Source organism: Pseudomonas sp. P1_F7 (assembly GCF_056405655.1).
Window position 1 is genome coordinate 343,022 of record NZ_JBFUBR010000010.1, and the last position, 23,317, is coordinate 366,338.

Here is a 23,317-nt window from a genome sequence, read left to right on the forward strand (position 1 = left end):
TGTTTCAATTAAAAAGCCGCCTTTGAGGCGGCTTTTTATTGCCTGTCTGGTACAAACGTATCAACTTGTTACTTTCATCTGAGAGGAAATACCTGTCGTGATTCGTGCAATGGCTCAAGAAGGTGCAGCGGGTATCGCCACTGCGGTCGCTGAAAGCGTTCAGTACCAGGGCCGCAAGGCCAGCCGACAGGGCAGCGAACAGCGACGACAGGAAATCCTGGATGCCGCCATGCGCATTGTCGTGCGTGACGGTGTACGGGCCGTACGACACCGTGCGGTGGCCGCCGAGGCGCAAGTGCCGTTGTCGGCGACCACTTACTATTTCAAGGATATCGATGACTTGCTCACCGATACCTTCGCCCAATACGTGGAACGCAGTGCGGCGTACATGGGCAAGCTGTGGGTGAACAACGAAGGTTTGTTGCGCGAAATGATCGACAGTGGCGATGGCAGCCCGCAGGCGCGCTCGAAACTGGCGGACGATATTGCACGACTGATGACCGATTACGTTCATCGGCAACTGGTCAATCGCCGTGAACATTTGATGGCCGAGCAGGCTTTCCGTCAGGAAGCGTTGCTTAATCCGCGCCTGGCCGAACTGGTGCGCTCGCATCAGCAAATCCTGTTGCAGGGCTCTTGCCAGCTGTTCCAGGTGCTGGGCTCGCGCGAGCCGCATCAGGATGCCAAGGTGTTGACGGCGATTATCGGCCGGATGGAATATCAGGGGCTGCTCAACGTAGACGAGCCTGCCGCCGAAGAGGAAATGCTCGGCATCCTGACGCGCTACATGCACCTGGTGCTGGCGTCGGTGTAAGCCTGGCTGGTGCTTCACCCTGTGGGAGCGAGCTTGCTCGCGATTGCGGTCTGACATTCAACATCTGTGTTGCCAGACACGCCGCCATCGCGAGCAAGCTCGCTCCCACAGGGGAAGGTGTCCACTTCAGGGCGACGTATGTTCATAGGGAGTGTTGGATGAAAGCCTGGCGTGTCGTTGTGATCGCCTTGTCGTTCCTGCTGCTCAGTGGCTGTCTGGTGACCTTCAAGGAACCGCTGCCCACAAGCGAACCCGCGCCCAAAGGATTGCTCGGCAAATGGACCAGCACCAATGCCTGGGGCGAGCCGCTCAACCTCGAACTGACCCGCATCGCCGACAACCGCTATCAGGCCGTCAGCTACTACCGGGCCAGGCCCAAGGAACGTGAAGCCTACCCGTTCACCCTGTCGCACCATGGCAATCGCTGGTACCTGTCGGCGAAGGTGCCGGCGCAGTTCGGCGGGCATTTCACCATTGGCGGGTTTGAACTGACCGACAAGCATGAGCTGGTGGTCTATAACCTCGACCTCGACCAGATCAACCAGGCCATGAAGCAAAAAGCCCTGAGCGGTGAAAGCTTCCAGACCAACGACGGCGATGGCGTATTGATCGACAGCCACATGGATCAAGTCGCTGCCTACCTCGACGACCCGGCCAATTCCGATGTATTCGTCGAAGCCGTACGCTACCAGCGTCTGGCCAAAGCCAAATAAGCAGCACAAACAGGTTTCTACAGGAGTTTCGCGTGGACGATTACCAACAGTCGATACGCATTTTGTCCGATCGCATCGTGCTGGCGCAGACGCCGATCCGCGTCCTCGATGCGGTCAAGTGGGACGACAACATTCGTAAGGGCTTCCTCAAGGCCAAGGGCAAGGAAATGCCGGCGGTAGACCGCGACTACTACCTCAATCGGCCGCTGGCATTCGATTCGAGCAAGGTGAAACTGGAGTTCCAGAACATCGAGCGCGACATCACCCGCCAGCTCGGTCAGTTCAACCCGGTCGGCCAGATCATGCGGCGCATGTGCAAGGAATACCGCATGGTGGTGCGCATGCTCGAAGCGCGCGGCACCGAGGATTTCGGCCTGATTTCCCAGGAGTTGTACGGCGCCGCGTCCGACGCATTCCACGCCGGCGACCCGACACTGTCCGACCTGGGCATGATGCTGTCCGAATACCTGAACAACATCGACGGCCGTGGCGACCTCAAGGATGAGCCGAAGACGTTGACTGCCAAGGATGCCGTCAACCTGCTGCAACACCGCTTGAACAAGGTGTTCGGCGAGGCCGAGGAAACCATCCGGGTGTTCGAGTCCGACGGCATCGTCGCCGATGCGGCGGCCGGTGCCGACTACATCAAGATCCGCGCCGACGCGATGTTCAACGACCGCGACGTGCGGGCGCTGGAAGTTCATGAAGGGCTGGTGCATGTCGGCACCACCCTCAACGGCCTGAACCAGCCGATCTGCACCTTCCTCTCCAAGGGGCCGCCCTCGTCGACAGTGACCCAGGAAGGCCTGGCGATCCTGATGGAAATCATCACCTTCGCCTCGTACCCGAGCCGCCTGCGCAAACTGACCAACCGCACCCGCGCGATCCACATGGTGGAGGAGGGCGCGGACTTCCTGCAGGTGTTCGAGTTCTTCCGCGAACAAGGTTTCGAAATGCCCGAGAGCTACAGCAACGCCAGCCGTGTTTTCCGCGGCTCGGTGCCGACAGGTCTGCCATTTACCAAAGACTTGTCCTACCTCAAGGGCTTCATCATGATTTACAACTACATTCAACTGGCCGTGCGTAAAGGCAAGTTGGAGCAGATACCGCTGTTGTTCTGCGGCAAGACCACCCTGGAAGACATGCGTACCTTGCGTCAGTTGGTGGACGAAGGCCTGGTGGTGCCGCCCAAGTACCTGCCTGAACAGTTCCGCGACATGAACGCGCTGTCGGCGTGGATGTGCTTCTCCAACTTCCTCAACCACCTGAGCCTGGACCGGATCGAGGCGGATTACTCGAACATCCTGTAAGGCTGGTGTTATCCCACAGGGGATGTATTCCAATCTTCACTGCGAGGTTTCAACGGATGAGAATCCTCGGCATCCTCTGCCTTCTCCTGGTCTTGAACGGCTGCAGCTCGCTGTTGTTCTATCCGGAGCCCGGCCAGTTGTTCACCCCGGAAAAGGCCGGGCTCGAATACCGCACCGTCACCTTGAACACCGCCGATGGCCTCAAGCTGAATGCGTGGTGGCTGCCGGCGAAGAAGGGGGTCGAGGTCAAAGGCACGGTGCTGCACCTGCACGGCAACGGCGGAAACCTGCCCATGCACCTCGGTGGGAGCTTTTGGTTGCCGAAAAATGGTTACCAGGTGTTGCTCGTGGACTATCGCGGTTATGGCTTGTCTGAAGGCGAGCCGAGCCTGCCGGCGATCTATCAGGACATCGATGCGGCCTTCAAATGGCTCGACCAGGCGCCGGAGGCCAAAGGCAAGCCGCTGATCCTGCTCGGCCAGAGCCTCGGTGGCTCGATGGCCGTGCATTATCTGGTTCAGCACCCGGAACGGCAGAAACAACTGAAGGCTATTGTCCTCGACGGTGTGCCCGCCAGTTACCGAAGCATCGGTCAGTTTGCCTTGAGTACTTCATGGTTGACCTGGCCGGTGCAGGTGCCGTTGTCGTGGCTGGTACCGGACGGCGACAGCGCGATCAACTCCATGGCGCAGCTTGAAGATGTGCCGAAACTGCTCTATCACAGCATCGACGACCCGATCGTGCCTCTTTCCAACGGCATCCGACTGTATCAAGCTGCGCCGCCGCCGCGGGTGCTGCAACTGACCCGTGGCGGTCATGTGCAGACGTTCGCCAATCCGGTCTGGCGCAAGGTCATGCTGCGTTATCTCGATGACCCGCAACATTTCAACGGCCTGCGCCGCCTGGGTGAGATTCCCAATTTCCCGACGCCCCCGAATTCAGAAGATGAACCACCAGAGAGCCCGCAATGAGTGAAGAACGTAACGCCATCCCGCTGATCATCACCGGTATCTGCAGCATCCTCGGCACCGTCGGTGCCTTGTGGTGGTACGGCTACCTGCACTTCGCCAAGCCTGAGGATGCGTTGCTGCTCAACGAATTCACCATGCTCAAGACCATTCCGGGCGAAGACTACAAAGTCTCCCTGGAGCCAGCAGCGCAAGTGGCGCAGTGCATTGATGGTGTGTTGGTATTGTTCGACATGGAACAGAAAGGCCTGACCGGCGTACTGGTCGACAGCAAGAAAAAAGCCGTGCGCTGCATGGGGCAGGAAACGCCGCAGAAGCTGGAACAGTAAGGTAGTCCCTGTGTGCAGCGCAGAACCCAATGTGAGAGCGAGCAAGCTCGCTCCCACAGGTTCTGCGGAAAATCAGTGTTTCTGTTTGTCGTCAGGCATCGACAAGTCGTGCAAATGCCGACGGGACAGCGCCAGAAAGCGCGGGGTCGGCCCGATGTCTTCGTACAGCGGATCGCCTTCTTCATCGGTGGCGACCACGGTCGTGCCTTTGACGTACGGGAAGCTTCTTTCCAGTTCTTCCAGCGCGGCGCCGATCAGATCGCCGAGCAGTTCTTCGGGATGCCGCTTGGGGTACATCTCGACGAGCGCGGCCAGCCGTGCGGCAGACTCCACGTCCAGATGAATCGAGTACCCGGTGTCGGTCAGGCGCCCCTTGGCGTTTTCTTCCCAGTGGTGGGCAAGCTCGCGGATTTTCATATTGACCTCATTGCGCTCCCGCTCGTGGCAGGCAGAGTGAGTGTCCGGCATTGGCCGGCGATAGCCATTGTGCGGCTTATCTTCAGACTAGCTTCAACAGGCAAGGTTTAAAGTCCCTTCGTCGTCTTGCTTGTAAGAACCGGTCTGGAGCGGCACTCTCTAGGTTCCTAGCCGCCCGGATTTTTTGCTGGAGACCTGCTGATGACCGATATTGATGCACGCTTGCGCGAGGACGTTCACCTGTTGGGTGAGCTGTTGGGCAACACCATTCGTGAACAATATGGCGACGGTTTTCTCGACAAGATCGAGCAGATCCGCAAGGGCGCCAAGGCTGACCGGCGCGGTTCCATGGACGCCGAACTCAGCGCCAGCCTCAACCAGCTGACCGAAGACGAATTGCTGCCAGTGGCGCGGGCGTTCAACCAGTTTCTCAACCTGGCCAATATCGCCGAGCAATACCAGTTGATTCACCGTCGCGAGGAATCCCGACAGGCGCCGTTCGAAGCCCGGGTGCTGCCGGAATTGCTCGCTCGTCTGCGCGCCGAGGGTCATGGCGCCGAAGCCCTGGCCCGGCAACTGGGCCGGCTGGAGATCGAGCTGGTACTCACGGCACATCCCACCGAAGTTGCACGCCGCACTCTGATCCAGAAGTACGACGCCATCGCCGCGCAACTGGCGGCTCAGGATCACCGTGACCTGACCAGTGCCGAGCGCGAGCAGATCAAGACTACCTTGCAGCGCCTGATCGCCGAAGCCTGGCACACCGAAGAAATTCGCCGCACGCGTCCGACGCCGGTGGACGAAGCCAAGTGGGGTTTCGCGGTAATCGAGCATTCGCTGTGGCAGGCCATTCCCAATTATCTGCGCAAGGCCGATCAGGCCCTGCACGCCGCTACTGGCCTGCGCTTGCCACTGGAGGCAGCACCGATTCGCTTTGCCTCGTGGATGGGCGGTGACCGCGACGGCAACCCGAACGTGACAGCGGCGGTTACCCGTGAAGTTTTACTCTTGGCGCGTTGGATGGCAGCCGATTTGTACCTTCGGGATGTCGATCACCTGGCCGCTGAACTGTCGATGCAGCGGGCCAACGATGAATTGAGGGCCAAGGCGGGTGACAGCGCCGAGCCTTACCGGGCAGTGCTCAAACAGCTGCGCGAACGCCTGCGCGCCACGCGTAACTGGGCGCACACCTCGTTGTCGACGCCAACGCCGGCACCAACAGATGTGCTGCAAAACAACCGCGAGCTGCTCGATCCGCTGGAGCTTTGCTACCACTCATTGCACGAGTGCGGCATGGGCGTGATCGCCGACGGGCCGTTGCTCGATTGCCTGCGTCGGGCAGTAACCTTCGGCCTGTTCCTGGTACGTCTGGATGTGCGCCAGGACTCCTCGCGGCACACCGCTGCGATGACCGAAATCACCGACTACCTTGGCCTCGGCCGTTACGAGGACTGGAGTGAAGAAGAGCGCATCGCCTTCCTGATGCGCGAACTGAGCAATCGTCGGCCCTTGTTGCCGACGTACTTCAAGCCTTCCGCCGACACCGCCGAGGTGCTGGCGACTTGCCGGGAAATCGCCGCTGCGCCAGAGGCATCCCTCGGTTCCTATGTGATTTCCATGGCTGGTGCGGCTTCCGATGTACTCGCCGTGCAGCTATTGCTCAAAGAGTCCGGCGTGTTGCGGCCCATGCGCGTGGTGCCGCTGTTTGAAACCCTGGCTGACCTCGACAATGCCGGCCCGGTGATCGAGAAGCTGCTGCTGTTGCCGGGTTATCGCGCGCGCCTGCAAGGGCCGCAGGAAGTGATGATCGGCTATTCCGACTCGGCCAAGGACGCCGGCACCACCGCGGCGGCCTGGGCGCAATACCGGGCGCAGGAGCGACTGGTGGATATCTGCAGTGAACAGCAAGTGGAACTGCTGTTGTTCCACGGTCGCGGCGGCACCGTGGGGCGAGGCGGCGGCCCGGCCCACGCGGCGATCCTGTCGCAGCCACCGGGTTCGGTGGCGGGGCGTTTCCGCACCACTGAACAGGGCGAAATGATTCGATTCAAGTTCGGCCTGCCGGACATCGCCGAGCAAAACCTCAATCTGTACCTGGCCGCCGTGCTGGAGGCGACCTTGCTGCCTCCGCCGCTACCTACGCCCGAGTGGCGCCATTTGATGGACGAGCTGGCCGCGGACGGTGTCAGCGCCTATCGCGCCGTGGTGCGGGAAAATCCGCAGTTCGTGGAGTATTTCCGCCAGTCCACACCGGAACAGGAACTCGGTCGTTTGCCGCTGGGCAGTCGCCCGGCCAAGCGTCGGGCCGGCGGGATTGAAAGCCTGCGGGCGATTCCGTGGATCTTCGGCTGGACCCAGACGCGCCTGATGCTGCCGGCCTGGCTGGGTTGGGAAGCGGCCCTGAGCAAGGCACTGGAGCGTGGCGAAGGCGAACTGCTGGGGCAAATGCGCGAGCAGTGGCCGTTCTTCCGCACCCGCATCGACATGCTGGAAATGGTCCTGGCCAAAGCCGATGCCGACATTGCACAGTCCTACGATGAGCGTCTGGTGGAGCCGAATCTGTTGCCATTGGGCGCGCACTTACGCGACCTATTGTCGCAGGCGTGCACCATCGTTCTCGGCCTGACCGGGCAGTCGCAGCTGCTGGCACATAGCCCGGCGACCCTTGAGTTCATCCGCTTGCGCAACACCTACCTCGACCCGCTTCATCTATTGCAGGCCGAGTTGCTGGCCCGTTCACGATTGCAGGATGTGGCGCAGGGCAGCCCGGTAGAACAGGCCTTGCTGGTGTCTGTGGCGGGGATTGCCGCCGGTTTGCGTAACACCGGCTAAGGTTTTTGCCGTGGGGTCAGGCATCCGGCAGGTGAGCCGGATGCCGTCGTTTGACGGGTTGAAAAGTGCTGTCAGGCGACAGTTAATGATGGGGTTGCGACTTGGGAAACTGTGCGCAATGGTCGCAAGAGGCAGCGGTTTCTCCGACTTTTGGCGTCTTGTGTGGGCGCAGCCTGCTGTGTATCTTGAGCAGCCTTTGACCGTTTGGGCGGTCACGACCCTATTTTTGAGATTGGCCCCACGAGGCGAATCTGACGTTATCCATATAAAAAATTGAGGAGCACATCGATGCGCGTCATTCTGCTGGGAGCTCCCGGGGCCGGTAAAGGTACTCAGGCTAAGTTCATCACCGAAAAATTCGGCATTCCGCAAATCTCCACCGGCGACATGCTGCGTGCAGCGGTCAAGGCCGGCACCGAGCTGGGCATCAAGGCCAAGAGCATCATGGATGCCGGTGGCCTGGTATCCGATGACCTGATCATCGCACTGGTCAAGGACCGCATCGCTCAGTCCGACTGCGCCAACGGTTTCCTGTTCGACGGCTTCCCGCGTACCATTCCCCAGGCTGAAGCCTTGGTGACGGCCGGCGTCGAGCTGGATGCCGTGGTTGAAATCGCCGTCGAAGACGAAGAAATCGTCCAGCGTATCGCCGGCCGCCGTGTTCACGAGGCCAGCGGCCGCGTGTACCACATCGTCTACAACCCGCCGAAAATTGCTGGCAAAGACGACGTCACCGGTGAAGAGCTGGTACAGCGCAAGGACGACACCGAAGAAACCGTGCGTCATCGCCTGTCGGTCTACCACTCCCAGACCAAGCCGCTGGTGGATTTCTACCAGAAGCTGGCGGCTGCCAATGGCAAGCCGCAGTACAGCCATATCGAAGGCGTCGGTTCGGTTGAAGCGATCACCGCCAAGGTGCTTGCGGCGCTGAGCTGAAAAGTCTGATCCGCAGCATCATCTACGGCCCGCTTGCGGGCCGTAGTTGTTTATACTGACGCACTTTTTTTGACCTCTCTTGTGGAAACATCGATGAGCACCTTGCTGGCCCTGGACACCGCGACCGAAGCTTGCTCCGTTGCCTTGCTGCATGACGGCAAGGTCACGAGCCATTACGAGGTGATCCCGCGCCTGCACGCGCAGAAGCTGTTGCCGATGATCAAGCAATTGCTGGCCGATGCGGGCACCACGCTGCAAGCGGTCGATGCCATTGCGTTCGGCCGTGGCCCGGGCGCCTTCACCGGCGTGCGCATTGCCATCGGCGTGGTGCAGGGCCTGGCGTTTGCCTTGGATCGGCCGGTGCTGCCGGTGTCGAACCTGGCCGTGCTGGCGCAACGTGCGTTGCGCGAACACGGCGCCAGTCAGGTCGCTGCCGCCATCGATGCGCGCATGGATGAAGTGTATTGGGGTTGCTACCGCGAAACGGCCGGGGAGATGCGCCTGGTGGGCGCTGAAGCGGTACTGCCGCCGGAGTCCGCTGCATTGCCGACCGATGCCAGCGGCGAATGGTTCGGCGCAGGCACCGGTTGGGGCTATGGCGAGCGCATCGCCGTCAGCCTGAGCGGGCAGGATGCGGGCATGCTGCCCCACGCCGAAGACCTGCTGACCCTGGCGCGATTTGCCTGGGAACGCGGCGAGGCGATCGTGGCCGACGAAGCGCAGCCGGTTTATCTGCGCGATAAAGTGGCGACTCCCAAGGCGCGTTAAGCCTTAACAGATCGCAGCCTGCGGCAGCTCCTACAGAAGATCTTTTTCTAACCTCAGCTTTTAAACCTTCTGCCTTTTATGTGTTCTAGTTATCACTCGGCGGTTTGCGAAGTGGGTAATGCGCTACTAAACTGCCATCACTGATTCCGAGTATGCACGTATGCGTATAGACGGCGCTTCCTTTCAGTCCTCCCCCATCAAGCGCAAGCCACATAAAGGTAGCGTGGTGGAAGACGACGCCATTGATATCGAAGGCGAGCTGGAAATCCCGACTGAAGAGCAACTGGCTGCCCGCGCTGCGAAAACCTCTGCGCAAAAACTGAGCAATCTACCCGCCCGTCAGCAAGACCTGATTTACCACCGTGCCATGAGCAAAAGCGTGGCGACAGCCCTGGCCAGCTACCTGAGTACCGCCGGTTTCGTCGATTGGGAAGCGGATGTGCTGGGTCTCGACCTGTACATCTGATGTTGCTGCCGTATTACCTCGGTTGTCCCTCGTGGAGCGAAAACGCCTGGCGCGATTACCTGTATCCGCGGGACGCCAAGACCGCGGACTTTCTTGATCTCTATTCCCAGGTATTCAATGCCGTAGAAGGCAACACGACCTTCTACGCGAGCCCGGCTGCCAACACCGTGCAGCGTTGGGCCGAGATCATGCCCGAACACTTTCGCTTCACCGCCAAGTTTCCCGGTGAGATCAGCCACGGTGGAGATCTGCGCGAGCAACTGACCGCCGCCGAAACTTTCTTGCAATTACTCAGCCCACTCGGTGAGCGGGTGTCGCCACTGTGGTTGCAGCTGTCGAAAAGCTTCACGCCCCAACGTTTGCCCGAACTGGCCGGATTCATCGATGCCCTGCAGCGGCCGCTGGCCGTGGAAGTGCGGCATGACGACTTTTTCGCCAAGGGTGACAGCGAGCGAATGCTCAATCGTCTGCTGCTGGATCGCGGAGTCGAACGCATCTGTCTCGATCCCCGTGCGTTGTTCAGTTGCACCTCGACCGAGCCCTCGGTGCTCCACGCCCAATCGAAGAAGCCCCGGGTGCCACCGCGCCCTGCGGCATTCACGCAATTCCCGCAGGTGCGTTTTATCGGCCATCCAACGCTTGAGGCCAACGATACGTTTCTGGAGCCATGGGTCGAGAAAATCGCGGTGTGGATCGAAGAAGGCCGCACGCCGTATATCTTCCTGCACACGGCCGACAACCTGCTGGCCGCGAAACTGGCGCAGCGCTTTCACGCCAGACTGATGTTGCGTTTGCCTGGCTTGCCGGCGCTGCCTGAGCTATACAGAGAACCCGTCGCCGAGCAACTTGGCCTGCTCTGAGGCGGATTCTTTCCCCTCTTCAGGAGCCTGCCCAATGGATGCGCAAACCCTTCGAGCTCAGGCGTTCAAAGCCCTTCACGAACGCCCCGGCGCTTTTGTGATTCCCAATCCATGGGATGCCGGCTCGGCGAAGATGCTCGCCAGCCTCGGCTTCGAGGCGCTGGCGACCACCAGTGCCGGTTATGCCTTTTCCCAAGGGCGTGCCGATGGTGGATTGACCCTCGACGATACCCTGATGAACGTTCAGGCGATTGTCGCCGCCACTGACCTGCCGGTTGCCGTGGACCTGGAAAACGGCTTTGCCGACAACCCGGCCGACTGCGCGAAAAGCATTTTGCGCGCGGCGGAGGCCGGAGCCGTCGGTGGTTCGATCGAGGACGCCACCGGCCGCGAAGAAGGCCCGATCTACTGTTTCGAACACGCCGTGGCGCGCATCGAAGCCGCTGTGGCTGCCGCTCGCAGTTTGCCGTTCCACTTTATGTTGACTGCCCGGGCGGAAAACTTCCTGCACGACAATCCCGATCTAGCCGACACCATCCGCCGCTTGCAGGCATTCGCCGAGGCCGGTGCCGATGTGCTCTACGCACCCGGCTTGCGCAGCGCCGAGGATGTACTGGCGGTGGTGCGCGCCGTGGCGCCAAAACCGGTGAATGTGTTGATGTCGGGCGGCTTGAAGCTGACGGTCGCGCAGTTGGGTGAGATGGGCGTCAAACGCATCAGCGTCGGTTCGGCGCTGGCATTGGCGGCCTATGGTGAATTCTTTCGCGCCGCCGAAGAAATCCAGACGTCAGGCACGTTCGGTTTCACTTCCCGGTCGATGCCGTACCAGAAGGCCAATCAGTTCTTTAAAGGCTGAGGGTGGGGAAGGGGGCGCGGCTGAGGATCAGGCGGCGATACGCAGGTTCTGCAAGATGATTGGGCGGGCCCAGCCATTATCGAAATCGAGTTGTTTCTGCTGCTCCCCCCGTTCTTCCGGTGAGAACGGCGGGAACGGCTTGTCGAGCAGGTCGAGGTCGAATTCGGCGATGGGCAGGTGCAGCGGACGCGGTTGCGGTGCAGCGGCGGCTTGCGGCAGTGGCTGACCACCGTTCAACACGATCGGGCGAACCCAGCCACTTTCGAAGTCCTGCTGTTTTTGCTGGGCGACGATTTCGTCCGCCGGGAATGGTGGGAACGGCTTGTCGGCCAGGTCCATCTCGAATTCGGCAATCGGCAGGAACAGCGGCTCGGGCGGGCGGATTACGTTGTCTTTCACCTCGCATTCGCGCTGGGACACGATGTGCGCCAGCAGCTCGCTGCCAACGGTCGGCTCCACCGGGCTTTCGAGGTCGACCGGTGGAAAGTTCAGCGATTGCGGCAGCACTTCACCCGACTGTTCGGCCAGCGCCCGGGCAAAGAAATCCTGCCAGATGTGGCTGACGCCGCTCAGTGTCTGGGTGTTTCGCAGGTTGTAGTCGCCGTAAGGCGAGATAAAACCTGTGATTGTGGATTGAATGTCTGACATTTCTCTCGGTCGACGCTCAGCTCTGGCAAAATGCTCGATAGTTTTGTTATCGGCAGTTTTTGCCGATCATTAATTTTTTGAGCGTGTTTTCCGATGATTGATCAACCTGCGGCCTGCCGCATCCATGTCCAGGCCCTGGACGCGGCTTTCGAGCCACAAGCCGAGCAATGGGCCGAGCGCCTGGGCTTGCCGATGCAAGTGGCGGACGGCGAATTTGCCTTGCAGGTGGGCGACCAGGGTTTGCAGTTGCAACAGCTGGGGCCGGATGCGCCGGGGCCGGTGCGGGTGGACTTCGTCGAGGGCGGTGCGGCTCATCGTCGGTTGTATGGCGGTGGCAGCGGGCAGATGATCGCCAAGGCCGTCGGTGTCGCCCAGGGCGTGCGCCCGCGGGTACTGGATGCCACGGCGGGGCTGGGCAAGGACGCGTTCGTGCTGGCCAGCCTCGGTTGCGAGATGAGCCTGATCGAGCGTCAGCCGCTTATCGGCGCCTTGCTGGAAGATGGCCTGGCCCGTGGCGCGGAAGATTTCGACGTGGCGCCGATCGTGGCGCGCATGCGCTTGCTCAAGGGCAATTCGATCGAGGTGATGCGCAACTGGGAAGGCGAGCCGCCGCAGGTGATCTACCTTGACCCGATGTTCCCGCACCGTGAGAAAACCGCACTGGTGAAGAAGGAAATGCGCCTGTTCCGGCCGCTGGTGGGCGATGATCCGGATGCGCCGGCATTGCTCGAAGCCGCCTTGGCCCTGGCCAGCCACCGGGTTGTGGTCAAGCGTCCGCGCAAGGCGCCGTGCATCGACGGGCCGAAGCCGAGCCATGCGCTGGATGGCAAGTCCAGTCGGTATGACATCTATCCGAAGAAGGCTTTGAAGCCTTAAGACCGAGTCGCCTTCATCGCGGGCAAGCCACGCTCCCACAGGTTTTGTGCCGGGTTCAAGAAATGAGATCACCCCGGACCCTGTGGGAGCGGGCTTGCCCGCGATAGCGTCGGCCCGGTCACCACAAATCCATCAGGCTCACTCAGGCCGATAAGCCCGCATAAACAACCCCACCACCTCCCGCACATGGCTCTCCGCCTCTTCGCCAACCGGCGGCTCGCCGCAGCCGTATAGCAAACGGAAATTCCCCGCACCTTTGAGCAGGCAGAAGAAGTGCTCGGCCGCGTTGTGCGGTTTGTCGATGCGCAACACGCCGCTTTCATCGATCTTGCTCAGCAGGCGTTCCATGCCATGCAGCATGCGCTGGGGCCCGGCCTCGAAGAAGATCTGCGAGAGTTTCGGGTCCTGGCTGCCCAGAGTCATCATCAACCGGTGCAGGTTCACGGATTCATCACTGTTGATCAGGTGATGAAAACCGCGCGCGATGTTGAGCAGCACGGTTTCCACGGCCACGCCTTCCGGCAGTTCGAAGAACAGCGGTGGCAACTGCTCCTCGCACTTGGCCATCACGGCGGCGGAGAACAGCGTCTCCTTGTCGTTGAAGTGGCTATAGACCGTCAGCTTCGACACACCGGCCTCGGCTGCGACGGCATCCATGCTGGTATTGGCATAACCCTTACTCAGAAACAGCGCTTTGGCCGCATCGAGAATCGCCTGGCGCTTGACCAAATCCTTGGGTCTGCCTGGGCCATTGGGTGCTGAAAGATTGTTTGGCATATTCGTTTTTATTACTGGACTCGTGAGTTTGCTATTAATAACATACTGCTCAGTATAATTATTCAAAGCACCATTAGCGAAAGGTCCTACACCATGTTCCGCTATGCCTTGCCCCTCGCGTTGCCAGTCACCCTGGCTTTTTTATTGTCTGCGTGTGGTCACGAAGAGGCGCCGCAAGTTAGTGTGCGCCCGGCCATGGTGGTCCAGCCAGAGCCTTCGGTGCAGGCCATGGAAAGCTATCCCGGTGAAGTTCGCGCGCGGTATGAGCCGGACCTGGCGTTCCGTATCGGCGGCAAAGTCAGCCGACGACTGGTCGAGGAAGGGCAGCGGGTCAAGGCCGATCAACCCTTGGCGGAGCTCGACCCCCAGGACGTGCGCCTGCAACTGGAGGCCACTCGCGCCCAGGTTGCCGCCGCTGAAGCCAATTTGAGCATGGTGCGTGCCGAGCGTGATCGCTATAAAACCCTGATGGAGCGTCAGCTGGTCAGCCGTTCGCAGTACGACAATCACGAAAACCTCTACCGCTCCGGTGAGGCGCGTCTCAAACAAATCAAAGCCGAATTCAACGTCTCCAATAACCAGGCCAGTTACGCCGTGTTGCGAGCGCCGCAGGACGGCGTCGTGGCCAAACGTCTGGTGGAAGTCGGGCAAGTCGTGGCCGCCGGGCAAACGGTGTTCACACTGGCCACCGATGGCGAGCGTGAAGTGTTGATCAGCCTGCCGGAGCAGAACTTCGGCCGCTTCAAGGTCGGTGAACCGGTGTCGGTAGAACTCTGGACCCAGCCCGACCAGCGTTTCGAAGGGCGTATCCGTGAACTGTCGCCGTCGGCTGATCCAAAATCGCGCACCTTCGCGGCCCGCATTGCCTTCAGCTCCGGCAAGGTTCCTGTCGAATTGGGCCAGAGCGCCCGAGTGTTCGTGCAGGCCGCCGACGTGGTTCCACTGTCCGTTCCGCTGTCTGCGCTGACGGCGGAAAACGGCGTGACCTATGTCTGGATCGTCAGCGCAAATAACACCTTGAAAAAGGCCCCGGTGCGGGTCGGTGCCTTCGGCGAGAAAACCGTTCCGGTGCTCGAAGGGCTCAACGCCAGCGACTGGGTCGTGGCCGCCGGCGTTCATGTGCTTCTCGAAGGGCAGCAGGTGCGCCCGGTGGATCGCTCCAATCGCGTGGTCAATCTGGCGGACAAGGAGTAAGCCCCGATGCGCTTCAACGTTTCCGAATGGGCGCTGCGTAATCGCCAGATCGTCCTGTTCCTGATGCTGTTGCTGGCCATTGTCGGCGCACTTTCCTACACCAAGCTCGGCCAAAGCGAAGACCCGCCGTTCACCTTCAAGGCCATGGTGATTCGCACCAACTGGCCGGGAGCGACCGCCGAGGAAGTCTCGCGCCAGGTCACCGAACGCATCGAAAAGAAATTGATGGAAACCGGTGAGTACGAGCGCATCGTGTCGTTCTCCCGCCCCGGCGAGTCCCAGGTGACCTTCATCGCGCGCGACTCCATGCATTCGGTGGAGATCCCGGAGCTCTGGTATCAGGTGCGCAAGAAGATCAGCGACATTCGTCATACCTTGCCGCCGGGGATTCAGGGGCCGTTCTTCAACGATGAATTCGGCACCACTTTCGGCAATATCTACGCCCTGACCGGCGCGGGTTTCGACTACGCCGTGCTCAAGGATTACGCCGACCGCATCCAGATCCAGCTGCAACGGGTCAAGGATGTGGGCAAGGTCGAACTGCTGGGCCTGCAGGACGAGAAAATCTGGATCGAACTCTCCAACGTCAAACTCGCCACCCTCGGCTTGCCGCTGGCGGCTGTCCAGCAAGCCCTTGAAGAACAGAACGCGGTGTCCACGGCAGGTTTCTTCGAGACCAGCAGCGAGCGATTGCAGCTACGGGTAACAGGGAATTTTCAGACGGTCGACGAGATCAAGAACTTCCCGATCCGCGTCGGTGATCGTACCTTCCGCATCTCCGATGTGGCCGACGTACGGCGTGGTTTCAATGATCCACCGGCGCCGCGCATGCGCTTCATGGCGCAAGACGCCATCGGTCTGGCGGTAGCGATGAAGGACGGCGGTGACATTCTGGTGCTGGGCAAGGCACTGGAAGTCGAGTTCGCCCGCATCCAGAAAAACCTCCCGGCCGGCATGCAGCTGCGCAAAGTCTCCGACCAGCCGGCTGCGGTGAAAACCAGTGTTGGCGAGTTCGTGCAAGTGCTGGTCGAGGCGCTGGCCATCGTGTTGCTGGTGAGCTTCTTCTCCCTCGGCGTGCGCACCGGCATGGTGGTGGCCCTGGCGATTCCGCTGGTGCTGGCGATGACGTTTGCCAGCATGTATTACCTCGGCATCGGCCTGCACAAGATTTCTCTCGGTGCATTGGTACTGGCACTGGGCTTGCTGGTGGACGACGCGATCATCGCCGTGGAAATGATGGCGATCAAAATGGAGCAGGGCTTCGACCGGGTCAAAGCGGCGAGTTATGCCTGGACCAGCACCGCGTTCCCGATGCTCACCGGTACGCTGATCACCGCGGCCGGCTTCCTGCCGATTGCCACGGCGCAATCGGGCACTGGCGAATACACCCGTTCGATCTTCGAGGTGGTCACCATCGCGCTGTTGGCGTCGTGGGTGGCCGCGGTGGTCTTTGTGCCGTATCTGGGGGAAAAACTCCTGCCGGACCTGGCGAAAATCCACGCCGCCAAACACGGTGCCGGCCAGCCCGATCCCTATGGCACGCCGTTCTACCAGCGCGTCCGGCGTCTGGTGGAGTGGTGTGTGCGCTGGCGCAAAACCGTGATCGCGGCGACCGTGCTGTTGTTCATCGCTTCCATCGTGCTGTTCAAGTTTGTACCGCAGCAATTCTTCCCGGCATCGGGTCGCCTGGAATTGATGGTCGACCTGAAACTGGCCGAAGGCGCTTCGCTGAGCAACACCGCCGACGAGGTCAAACGCCTCGAGGCGCTGCTCAAGGACAAGGCGGGGATCGACAATTATGTGGCTTACGTCGGTACCGGTTCGCCGCGTTTTTACCTGCCGCTGGATCAGCAACTGCCGGCGGCGAGCTTCGCCCAGTTTGTCGTCCTGGCGAAAACCATCGAAGAACGCGAAGCCCTGCGTATCTGGTTGATCTCCACCCTCAATGAGCAATTCCCTGCCTTGCGCTCACGGGTTACGCGTCTGGAAAACGGCCCGCCGGTTGGCTACCCAGTGCAGTTCCGGGTGACCGGGGAGCACATCGAGGAAGTCCGGGCGCTGGCGCGCAAAGTCGCGGCCAAGGTTCGCGAGAACCCCCATGTGGTCAACGTCCACCTCGATTGGGAAGAACCGAGCAAGGTGGTGTACCTGAACATCGATCAGGACCGCGCGCGGGCGTTGGGCGTGAGCACGGCGAATCTGTCGAGGTTCCTGCAAAGCTCCCTGACCGGTTCCAGCGTCAGCCAGTACCGCGAAGACAACGAGTTGATCGAGATTCTGCTGCGCGGCACCTTGCATGAGCGCACCGAACTGTCGTTGCTGCCGAGCCTGGCGGTGCCGACCGATAACGGTCGCAGTGTCGCGCTGTCGCAGATCGCGACCCTGGAGTACGGCTTCGAAGAAGGCATCATCTGGCACCGCAATCGCCTGCCTAACGTGACGGTTCGTGCCGACATCTATGGGAAGGAGCAACCGGCGACGCTGGTGCAGCAGATCATGCCGACCCTCGATCCGATCCGTGCCGAATTGCCCGACGGGTATTTGCTGGATGTCGGTGGCACGGTGGAAGACTCCGCGCGCGGACAGAATTCGGTGAAGGCCGGCGTACCATTGTTCATCGTGGTGGTGTTGACCTTGCTGATGCTGCAGCTGCGAAGTTTTTCGCGCACGGCGATGGTGTTCCTGACGGCGCCGCTGGGGTTGATCGGGGTGACGCTGTTTCTATTGGTGTTCCGTCAGCCGTTCGGTTTTGTGGCCATGCTGGGGACTATCGCGTTGTCCGGGATGATCATGCGTAACTCGGTGATTCTGGTGGATCAGATCGAGCAGGATATCGCTGCGGGGCTCAAGCCTTGGCAGGCGATTATCGAGGCGACGGTGCGGCGGTTCCGGCCGATTGTGTTGACGGCGCTGGCGGCGGTGCTGGCGATGATTCCGTTGTCGCGCAGTGTGTTTTTCGGGCCGATGGCGGTGGCGATCATGGGGGGGTTGATTGTGGCCACTGCGTTGACGCTTTTGTTTTTGCCTGCCCTTTATGCCGCCTGGTTCCGGGTTCGCAAAGAGTCGGTTTGACCTTGGCGGCCTTCGGGCCGACCAGGCTCTTGGTTGATTGAGTACATATCCGTTTCTGCGGTAACGGCCACTTATGGTTTCGCCTTTACGGCGAGTCCCTTTGGCAGACGCCCCAAAGGAACCAAAGGTCTCGCCCCGAACGTACGGCCCCTCGCTTAGGCTCGGGGTTCCTTCGCTCCGGCATTCATCCGGGGGCATTGCCCTCCGGTCTGCTTCGCGACGACCTACATGCAATGAGTTCGACTGCGTCGAACGGCGCTGCGCGCCCATCCCCGGATGAACGCCTCCACTCAGCCTCCCGAGGGGGCGGGTGGATCAAGATCAAAAGCTGCAGGCGAGCTAACGCTCGGCCTGATGAGTGGTGAAGAGCGACGCGGTGGTGTGGGCTGCTCGGCCTTTGCTCTTCTGTGGGAGCGAGCTTGCTCGCGATGGCTGCCCAACAGTCAACAGTGTTTATCGCCAATGCCAACCATTCAGACCATTCCCACAAGACTTTCAGGTTGCCTGTCGGAAGCACGATCTCTAGCCTCTGACGGTCGCTGCCAATTCAGCGACCGGGACTGCAAGCCCGCCAATAGTTTGTTAGGCGCCCACTGGCGCACCTATAATCGTGGCGCTTTTTTAGCGACCACCGATTTATGGTGGCTGTGTGCGGGAGATCTTCGGGTCTGCCGAGGTTGCCTAACGACTCGGTCTTGCAGACCTGCACACAGCTGCCACCCATCATCTGCAAGTGATGCTGGCTGCTCCAACTTTCGTTAGGAGCTTCACAATGATCAAACCCAGCCCCAATCCCCCGACTTCAGAGTCCGAAGAAAATACCGGCACTTCAAACCGCCCCTGCCCAATTTTCACCATCCGCCCAGGCATTAATTCCGAAACCCTGCTGGTCCACGCCTACGAAACCCTCGCCTCAGCCAACGTGATGGCGACCGAGTTGTCATCCAGCCTGATTGGCCCGACGTGCAATCTGGTGCTCGGTATTCAGCAGATGATTGTCCTGGCGCAACTGTCGGTGAGTGACGTGTTGGATCGCCTTGATCCGCAGTAATGGAGAACGAAAAAGCCCGCTGACCTTCACAGTTGCAGCGGGCTTTTCTGGTTTTGCCGCTAGATAAAAATCACAACGAACCAAACACCTTCTTCGCCAAACTGGTCGCCGCAGCCGCCGGGTTCTGGCGGATGGTTTCTTCCTGTTTGCCGATCATCTCGAACAAGCCATTCAGTGCCTGCTCGGTGACGTAGTTTTCGACGTTGGCATTCTTCGCATCCACTACGCCCATGGTCGCCGCTTGTCCGGCGAACGAGTTGTACTGCTGGGCCAGGCCAACCTTGTCGGTAGCTTGCTTGACGATGGGCAGGAACTTGGCGCGGATCTGTTCGCGGCTGGTCTTGTTCAGGTATTGGGTGGCCGAGTCGTTGCCGCCGCTGAGGATGCCCTTGGCGTCTTCAACGGTCATTTTCTTCACGGCATCGACAAGGATTGGCTGGGCCTGGGTGACGGCGGTTTCGGCCGCCTTGTTCATGCTGGCCTCCAGCTCATCGACCTGATCACCCATGCCGAACTGTTTCATTTTGCTGGCGACTTTGCCCAGTTTGCCCGGCAGTTCGATTTTCACGTCCGGGTTGTTGCTGAAGCCGCCCGGGGTGCCGAGTTGTTTTACGGCCAGTTGTGCGCCTTGGGTCAGCGCGTCCTTGAGCCCGCCGGTGGCGTCTTTCTGCGACAGGTCGCTGAGGGACAGCGCCAGGGCGCTGGCGGAGATCATCAAGCCTGCACAAAGGCCGGCGAAACGGAGGGTAGGGCGGAGCATGGCAACTTCCTTTTTCAAAAAAACACTTAGCGGGCCGGGTCGACACGGACCTTCACGGGTTGTGGATCGGAGCCGTCCAGGCGCACGGCATGATTTTCGGTGGTGATGAACATCAGTTTGCCGTCGACTTCGATGCGCGCATTCACAGAGTAACGGTGGTTGGGCTCTACCGTCAGCGGGTCGTAGCTGAGATGGAAGGGCAGCGGCACCTGGCCTTTGACCGGGCCGCGTTGCTCGTTAATGACTTTCGCCGGGGCATCGGCCAGTGAGATATCTTGCAGGCTGACGCTGAGGACCGCGTTCGGTGGCAATGCGATGCGTTGCAGGTAGAAGACTTCACCATCAAGGGAGGCCTTGGGCGCCGGTGTCGGATGCTGGCAGGCAGTCAACAGCAAGGTGGCTACGATCAGGGGCAGTTTTTTCATTGAAAGATCTCCGTATCGAGGGCACCAGAACCGACTGGCGCCCTGATCAATCTAGACGGTTTCGACCGGTGGAGCGGGTTGATCCGCCGCATCTTCACTGCGATGCAATGCCACCTGACGGATCGACAAGCGAATCTCCGCTGGCAACACCCGTTTGGCCGCACCTTCAGCCAGTTCGCCGAGCAGTTCGTGGTAGCTCAACTTGCCCGCTTCGTCGCGCTTGAGCACATCGAGGTCGAGCATGGTCTGGATGAAGTGGCGGAACAGGCTCTTGTCGAAGAATTCCGGGGCGTTCAGGCCATGCAGGATCGACAGGCGCTGGGCCATGACCGTGCACAGGTCTTCCAGTTCTTCGGCGCTGATGTTGTTCTGACCGCTGTTGAGCAGCAGGGACACGGTCATGTAGAAGCGCTGCAGGGTTTGGGCGATGCTTTTCGACAGCAAGGTCAGCAGCACGAAATGCCGCGAGCTTGGCGCCGGACGCAGGTACACGTCGTTTTCGAAACGCAGCAGGCCTTGCTCGACGAAGGCTTCGAGCCATTGATCGATCACCCCATCCAGTTCGTCCAGCGACCAGCGAATGAACAGCTCCGCTTGCAGGTACGGATACAGCGCACGGGTGTAGCGCAGGATCTGTTCGCGGCTCATGCGCGACGCGCTCTGGAAGAAGCTCGCCAATAGCGCCGGCAGCGCGAAGATGTGCAGCACGTTGTTGCGGTAGTAGGTCATCAGGACGGCGTTCTGCTCGTCCAGATACAGAATCTTGCCCAGGGCATCGCTCTGCTCGGACAGCAGGTCCATGTCCTTCACGTGCTCGATCAACGCACGGCCGTCACCTTCCGGGAGGGTGGTGTGCGGCGAGTACGGCACCTTGCGCAACAGCGCCAGATACAGGTCGAGCACCCGAGCCATGGCGCGGTCGTCCAGGGCCAGGCGGCTGGTGGACAGCAGCGCCAGCGCAACGAGGTTGACCGGGTTGATCGCCGCCGCTTCGTTCAGATGCCGGGCGACTTTCTCGCCGAGGCGGTTGGTGGTTTCGTTGAGCCAGGCGGGTCTGAACTGCGGGCCGAGTTCCTGTTTGCGCCAGTCCGGCTGTTCGCTGTCGAGGAATTCCGCCAGTTTGATCGGCTCACCGAAGTTCACCGCTACCTGGCCAAAGCGCTGCTTGAGTGCGCCAATGACTTTGAAAATATCGAAGATCGATTCTTTCTTCTTGGCCGCACCGCGCAACTCGCCGAGGTAGGTCCGGCCTTCCAGTACGCGTTCGTAGCCGATGTACACCGGAACGAAGACGATGGGCATGCGCGATGAGCGCAGGAAGCTGCGCAGGGTGATCGCCAGCATCCCGGTTTTCGGTTGCAGCATGCGCCCGGTGCGCGAACGGCCGCCCTCGACGAAGTACTCCACCGGGAAGCCCTTGGTGAACAGGGTGTGCAGGTATTCGTTGAACACCGAGGTGTACAGCGGGTTGCCCTTGAACGTTCGGCGCATGAAAAACGCGCCGCCACGACGCAGCAGGCCGCCGATCACCGGCATGTTCAGGTTGATGCCGGCGGCGATGTGCGGCGGGGTCAGGCCGTTGCGGAACAGCAGGTAGGACAGCAGCAGGTAATCGATATGGCTGCGGTGGCACGGCACGTAGATCACTTCGTGACCCTGGGCGACCTTCTGCACGCCCTCGATGTGGTTGACCTTGATGCCGTCGTAGATCTTGTTCCAGAACCAGCTCAGCACCACTTCCATAAAACGGATCGCAGTGTAGGTGTAGTCCGAGGCGATTTCGTTGCCGTAGCGTAGCGCTTGAGCTTTGGCTTTCTCCGGTGAAATGTTCTCGCGTTCGGCTTCGTCGAGGATCGCTTGTTTGACCTGCGGCTGGTTGAGCAGGCCTTTGACCAGATTGCGCCGGTGGGAAATGTCCGGGCCGATCACCGCAGCCTTCAGGTTGCGAAAGTGCACTCGCAGGATGCGTTGGGCCATGCGCACGGTGCGCTCGTGGCCCTTGTTGTGTTCGATCAGTTCGCGCAGGTGGATCGGCGCGGAGAACTGCACGCGGGTCTTGCGTCCCAGCACGATGATGCTCAGCAACCGACGCAGGCGTCCGGTAACGGCCCAGCTGTCGGCGAACAGGAGTTTCCACGGGCTGTTTTCACTGTCCGGCGACTGGCCCCAGAACACGCTGACCGGAATGATCTGCGCGTCTTCGGCGGCGTTCTGGCTCAGGGCGCTGACCAGGCGGGTCAGGGTCGGCGGTGCGCCGCGCTTGTCCTGGCGACCGAGCCAGTCCGGATCCGGCGTCAGGTAGAAGAACGCGGCAGGCTCCAGCAGGTTGCCTACCGATACCGGCAGCACCGGGCGCGGCAGGCCGGCCTTGCTGCATTCGGTGTCGACCACGGCGAGGTCGGTCAGCGAAGGGTTTTGCAGGACGTAGAACACCGGACGACTGCGGTCGAGGTTAAGGGTGAACGACGACTGGTTGATCGTCTCGGAGCGAACCCAGAGGTACAACAGTCGGCGCAGGGTGCCAAACACAAGACGGCGGAACGGGGAGCGGGTCATACGGCTTCTGCGTGAGTGAATAAAACCGAGCGTTTGCTCGGGAGGCCGATAGTGTGCCGGATTCGCTGAAAATCGGCAAAAAAGCGCGAAAGTAAACTCTTGTTGAGAGTTTTAACGTCTGTCATATACTCGGCGCTCTGTCGCCGTTGCCCTCATGGGACCGGTATGCGCAGGCTGACGTTCCCGAGGCTTTCCTGCGAAAAGCCCGATCAATAATAAAAAGGGAGTATGAACAAATGGCAACACGCGAAACCGGCAATGTGAAGTGGTTCAACGACGCCAAAGGCTACGGCTTCATTCAGCGCGAGGACGGGGTGGACGTGTTCGTGCACTACCGCGCGATTCGCGGCGAAGGCCACCGTTCGCTGACCGAAGGCCAGCAGGTTGAATATGCGGTGGTCGAAGGGCAGAAGGGGTTGCAGGCTGAGGATGTTGTAGGTTTGTAACCAAAATCTTCAGAACACCCAAAAACACTGTGGGAGCGAGCTTGCTCGCGATAGCGGACTGACATTCAACATGGATGTTGACTGAAAGGGCCTCATCGCGAGCAAGCTGAACTGGCCTAATGATTTTGGACACTTCAATCGGGCGCTATGATGGCGCCCAAATCTGAGGTGTTGGGTTATGCGTAAATCTTATTCGAGTGAGTTCAAACTCAAGGCTGCCAGCATGGTACTGGACGAGGGGCA

At 60.4% G+C, this 23,317-nt stretch carries 22 protein-coding genes; 16 read left to right on the forward strand and 6 right to left on the reverse strand.

The annotated features are described in order from the left end of the window. Positions 1-97: 97 nt before the first annotated feature. From AC1D1M_RS16960 to AC1D1M_RS16980, 5 genes are all read left to right on the forward strand, one after another. Complete coding sequence (locus AC1D1M_RS16960) at positions 98-814, forward strand: TetR/AcrR family transcriptional regulator (RefSeq protein ID WP_046041074.1); 717 nt, start codon at positions 98-100, stop codon at positions 812-814. 158 nt (positions 815-972) lie between these two features. After that, positions 973-1,527 carry a hypothetical protein gene (locus tag AC1D1M_RS16965; RefSeq protein ID WP_477776532.1) on the forward strand — a complete coding sequence of 185 codons (555 nt, stop codon included), beginning with the start codon at positions 973-975 and terminating at the stop codon, positions 1,525-1,527. A 32-nt stretch (positions 1,528-1,559) separates the two neighbouring features. Next, complete coding sequence (locus AC1D1M_RS16970) at positions 1,560-2,837, forward strand: flavohemoglobin expression-modulating QEGLA motif protein (protein WP_116265086.1); 1,278 nt, start codon at positions 1,560-1,562, stop codon at positions 2,835-2,837. A 56-nt stretch (positions 2,838-2,893) separates the two neighbouring features. After that, positions 2,894-3,808, forward strand: coding sequence for an alpha/beta hydrolase (locus tag AC1D1M_RS16975; protein WP_477776533.1), 915 nt, complete (start codon positions 2,894-2,896; stop codon positions 3,806-3,808). Then, the gene (locus tag AC1D1M_RS16980; protein WP_008051386.1) at positions 3,805-4,134 is read left to right on the forward strand and encodes a PA3694 family proteiin; all 330 of its coding nucleotides are present in this window, start codon (positions 3,805-3,807) and stop codon (positions 4,132-4,134) included. Before AC1D1M_RS16975 ends, AC1D1M_RS16980 begins: the two co-directional genes overlap by 4 nt. A 72-nt stretch (positions 4,135-4,206) precedes the next feature. Here AC1D1M_RS16980 and AC1D1M_RS16985 read toward each other — a convergent pair whose 3' ends face one another. Beyond that, positions 4,207-4,551 carry a pilin assembly protein gene (locus AC1D1M_RS16985; RefSeq protein WP_150754222.1) on the reverse strand — a complete coding sequence of 115 codons (345 nt, stop codon included), beginning with the start codon at positions 4,549-4,551 and terminating at the stop codon, positions 4,207-4,209. A 201-nt stretch (positions 4,552-4,752) separates the two neighbouring features. Here AC1D1M_RS16985 and ppc point away from each other — a divergent pair, with 201 nt between their 5' ends. The 6 genes from ppc to AC1D1M_RS17015 all read left to right on the forward strand — a co-directional run bounded on the left by ppc (position 4,753) and on the right by AC1D1M_RS17015 (position 11,269). Beyond that, the gene (gene ppc / locus AC1D1M_RS16990) at positions 4,753-7,383 is read left to right on the forward strand and encodes a phosphoenolpyruvate carboxylase (RefSeq protein WP_477776534.1); all 2,631 of its coding nucleotides are present in this window, start codon (positions 4,753-4,755) and stop codon (positions 7,381-7,383) included. Positions 7,384-7,671: 288 nt separating this feature from the next. Next, positions 7,672-8,319, forward strand: coding sequence for an adenylate kinase (gene adk, locus AC1D1M_RS16995; protein WP_477776535.1), 648 nt, complete (start codon positions 7,672-7,674; stop codon positions 8,317-8,319). Positions 8,320-8,412: 93 nt separating this feature from the next. Next, complete coding sequence (tsaB, locus tag AC1D1M_RS17000; protein WP_477776536.1) at positions 8,413-9,087, forward strand: tRNA (adenosine(37)-N6)-threonylcarbamoyltransferase complex dimerization subunit type 1 TsaB; 675 nt, start codon at positions 8,413-8,415, stop codon at positions 9,085-9,087. Between the two features lie 160 nt (positions 9,088-9,247). Next, complete coding sequence (locus tag AC1D1M_RS17005) at positions 9,248-9,553, forward strand: hypothetical protein (protein ID WP_477776537.1); 306 nt, start codon at positions 9,248-9,250, stop codon at positions 9,551-9,553. After that, complete coding sequence (locus AC1D1M_RS17010; protein ID WP_477776538.1) at positions 9,553-10,413, forward strand: DUF72 domain-containing protein; 861 nt, start codon at positions 9,553-9,555, stop codon at positions 10,411-10,413. Before AC1D1M_RS17005 ends, AC1D1M_RS17010 begins: the two co-directional genes overlap by 1 nt. Positions 10,414-10,447: 34 nt before the next feature. Continuing rightward, positions 10,448-11,269, forward strand: a complete 822-nt coding sequence (locus AC1D1M_RS17015) for an isocitrate lyase/PEP mutase family protein (RefSeq protein WP_477776539.1) — start codon at positions 10,448-10,450, stop codon at positions 11,267-11,269. Positions 11,270-11,296: 27 nt separating this feature from the next. Here the strand turns inward: AC1D1M_RS17015 and AC1D1M_RS17020 are convergent, their stop codons facing one another. Further along, the gene (locus tag AC1D1M_RS17020; RefSeq protein WP_477776540.1) at positions 11,297-11,917 is read right to left on the reverse strand and encodes an energy transducer TonB; all 621 of its coding nucleotides are present in this window, start codon (positions 11,915-11,917) and stop codon (positions 11,297-11,299) included. Between the two features lie 93 nt (positions 11,918-12,010). On the opposite strand from AC1D1M_RS17020, the gene AC1D1M_RS17025 reads away from it, so the two are divergent. Next, positions 12,011-12,793: a class I SAM-dependent methyltransferase gene (locus AC1D1M_RS17025; protein WP_007995774.1), complete on the forward strand. Its 783-nt coding sequence runs from the start codon at positions 12,011-12,013 to the stop codon at positions 12,791-12,793. Between the two features lie 138 nt (positions 12,794-12,931). On the opposite strand, the gene AC1D1M_RS17030 is transcribed toward AC1D1M_RS17025, so the two are convergent. Then, complete coding sequence (locus tag AC1D1M_RS17030) at positions 12,932-13,570, reverse strand: TetR/AcrR family transcriptional regulator (protein WP_477776541.1); 639 nt, start codon at positions 13,568-13,570, stop codon at positions 12,932-12,934. Positions 13,571-13,663: 93 nt separating this feature from the next. On the opposite strand from AC1D1M_RS17030, the gene AC1D1M_RS17035 reads away from it, so the two are divergent. The 3 genes from AC1D1M_RS17035 to AC1D1M_RS17045 all read left to right on the forward strand — a co-directional run bounded on the left by AC1D1M_RS17035 (position 13,664) and on the right by AC1D1M_RS17045 (position 18,887). After that, the gene (locus AC1D1M_RS17035; protein WP_477776542.1) at positions 13,664-14,764 is read left to right on the forward strand and encodes an efflux RND transporter periplasmic adaptor subunit; all 1,101 of its coding nucleotides are present in this window, start codon (positions 13,664-13,666) and stop codon (positions 14,762-14,764) included. A 6-nt stretch (positions 14,765-14,770) separates the two neighbouring features. Next, positions 14,771-17,836: an efflux RND transporter permease subunit gene (locus AC1D1M_RS17040; RefSeq protein ID WP_477776543.1), complete on the forward strand. Its 3,066-nt coding sequence runs from the start codon at positions 14,771-14,773 to the stop codon at positions 17,834-17,836. A gap of 772 nt (positions 17,837-18,608) precedes the next feature. Further along, positions 18,609-18,887 carry a DUF6124 family protein gene (locus AC1D1M_RS17045; RefSeq protein WP_477776544.1) on the forward strand — a complete coding sequence of 93 codons (279 nt, stop codon included), beginning with the start codon at positions 18,609-18,611 and terminating at the stop codon, positions 18,885-18,887. Between the two features lie 70 nt (positions 18,888-18,957). Here AC1D1M_RS17045 and AC1D1M_RS17050 read toward each other — a convergent pair whose 3' ends face one another. The 3 genes from AC1D1M_RS17050 to plsB are packed head-to-tail and all read right to left on the reverse strand — an operon-like array spanning position 18,958 to position 22,628. After that, a complete protein-coding gene (locus AC1D1M_RS17050; protein ID WP_322616035.1) occupies positions 18,958-19,647 on the reverse strand; it encodes a DUF4197 domain-containing protein in 690 nt (229 codons plus the stop codon). 26 nt (positions 19,648-19,673) lie between these two features. Next, a complete protein-coding gene (locus AC1D1M_RS17055) occupies positions 19,674-20,072 on the reverse strand; it encodes a YbaY family lipoprotein (RefSeq protein WP_477776545.1) in 399 nt (132 codons plus the stop codon). Positions 20,073-20,123: 51 nt separating this feature from the next. Then, positions 20,124-22,628, reverse strand: a complete 2,505-nt coding sequence (plsB, locus tag AC1D1M_RS17060) for a glycerol-3-phosphate 1-O-acyltransferase PlsB (RefSeq protein ID WP_477776546.1) — start codon at positions 22,626-22,628, stop codon at positions 20,124-20,126. Positions 22,629-22,864: 236 nt separating this feature from the next. Between plsB and AC1D1M_RS17065 the strand changes: the two genes are divergently transcribed. After that, positions 22,865-23,074: a cold shock domain-containing protein gene (locus AC1D1M_RS17065; RefSeq protein WP_007954750.1), complete on the forward strand. Its 210-nt coding sequence runs from the start codon at positions 22,865-22,867 to the stop codon at positions 23,072-23,074. Positions 23,075-23,317 lie beyond the last annotated feature (243 nt).

Coding starts and splice junctions, on each gene's coding strand:
- AC1D1M_RS17055 (WP_477776545.1), bottom strand. CDS start 20,072: ATGAAAAAACTGCCCCTGATCGTAGCCACCTTGCTGTTGACTGCCTGC.
- AC1D1M_RS16980 (WP_008051386.1), top strand. CDS start 3,805: ATGAGTGAAGAACGTAACGCCATCCCGCTGATCATCACCGGTATCTGC.
- adk (WP_477776535.1), top strand. CDS start 7,672: ATGCGCGTCATTCTGCTGGGAGCTCCCGGGGCCGGTAAAGGTACTCAG.
- AC1D1M_RS16965 (WP_477776532.1), top strand. CDS start 973: ATGAAAGCCTGGCGTGTCGTTGTGATCGCCTTGTCGTTCCTGCTGCTC.
- tsaB (WP_477776536.1), top strand. CDS start 8,413: ATGAGCACCTTGCTGGCCCTGGACACCGCGACCGAAGCTTGCTCCGTT.
- plsB (WP_477776546.1), bottom strand. CDS start 22,628: ATGACCCGCTCCCCGTTCCGCCGTCTTGTGTTTGGCACCCTGCGCCGA.
- AC1D1M_RS17020 (WP_477776540.1), bottom strand. CDS start 11,917: ATGTCAGACATTCAATCCACAATCACAGGTTTTATCTCGCCTTACGGC.
- AC1D1M_RS17040 (WP_477776543.1), top strand. CDS start 14,771: ATGCGCTTCAACGTTTCCGAATGGGCGCTGCGTAATCGCCAGATCGTC.
- AC1D1M_RS17035 (WP_477776542.1), top strand. CDS start 13,664: ATGTTCCGCTATGCCTTGCCCCTCGCGTTGCCAGTCACCCTGGCTTTT.
- AC1D1M_RS17045 (WP_477776544.1), top strand. CDS start 18,609: ATGATCAAACCCAGCCCCAATCCCCCGACTTCAGAGTCCGAAGAAAAT.
- AC1D1M_RS17025 (WP_007995774.1), top strand. CDS start 12,011: ATGATTGATCAACCTGCGGCCTGCCGCATCCATGTCCAGGCCCTGGAC.
- AC1D1M_RS16975 (WP_477776533.1), top strand. CDS start 2,894: ATGAGAATCCTCGGCATCCTCTGCCTTCTCCTGGTCTTGAACGGCTGC.
- AC1D1M_RS17065 (WP_007954750.1), top strand. CDS start 22,865: ATGGCAACACGCGAAACCGGCAATGTGAAGTGGTTCAACGACGCCAAA.
- ppc (WP_477776534.1), top strand. CDS start 4,753: ATGACCGATATTGATGCACGCTTGCGCGAGGACGTTCACCTGTTGGGT.
- AC1D1M_RS16985 (WP_150754222.1), bottom strand. CDS start 4,551: ATGAAAATCCGCGAGCTTGCCCACCACTGGGAAGAAAACGCCAAGGGG.
- AC1D1M_RS17010 (WP_477776538.1), top strand. CDS start 9,553: ATGTTGCTGCCGTATTACCTCGGTTGTCCCTCGTGGAGCGAAAACGCC.
- AC1D1M_RS17030 (WP_477776541.1), bottom strand. CDS start 13,570: ATGCCAAACAATCTTTCAGCACCCAATGGCCCAGGCAGACCCAAGGAT.
- AC1D1M_RS17050 (WP_322616035.1), bottom strand. CDS start 19,647: ATGCTCCGCCCTACCCTCCGTTTCGCCGGCCTTTGTGCAGGCTTGATG.
- AC1D1M_RS17015 (WP_477776539.1), top strand. CDS start 10,448: ATGGATGCGCAAACCCTTCGAGCTCAGGCGTTCAAAGCCCTTCACGAA.
- AC1D1M_RS17005 (WP_477776537.1), top strand. CDS start 9,248: ATGCGTATAGACGGCGCTTCCTTTCAGTCCTCCCCCATCAAGCGCAAG.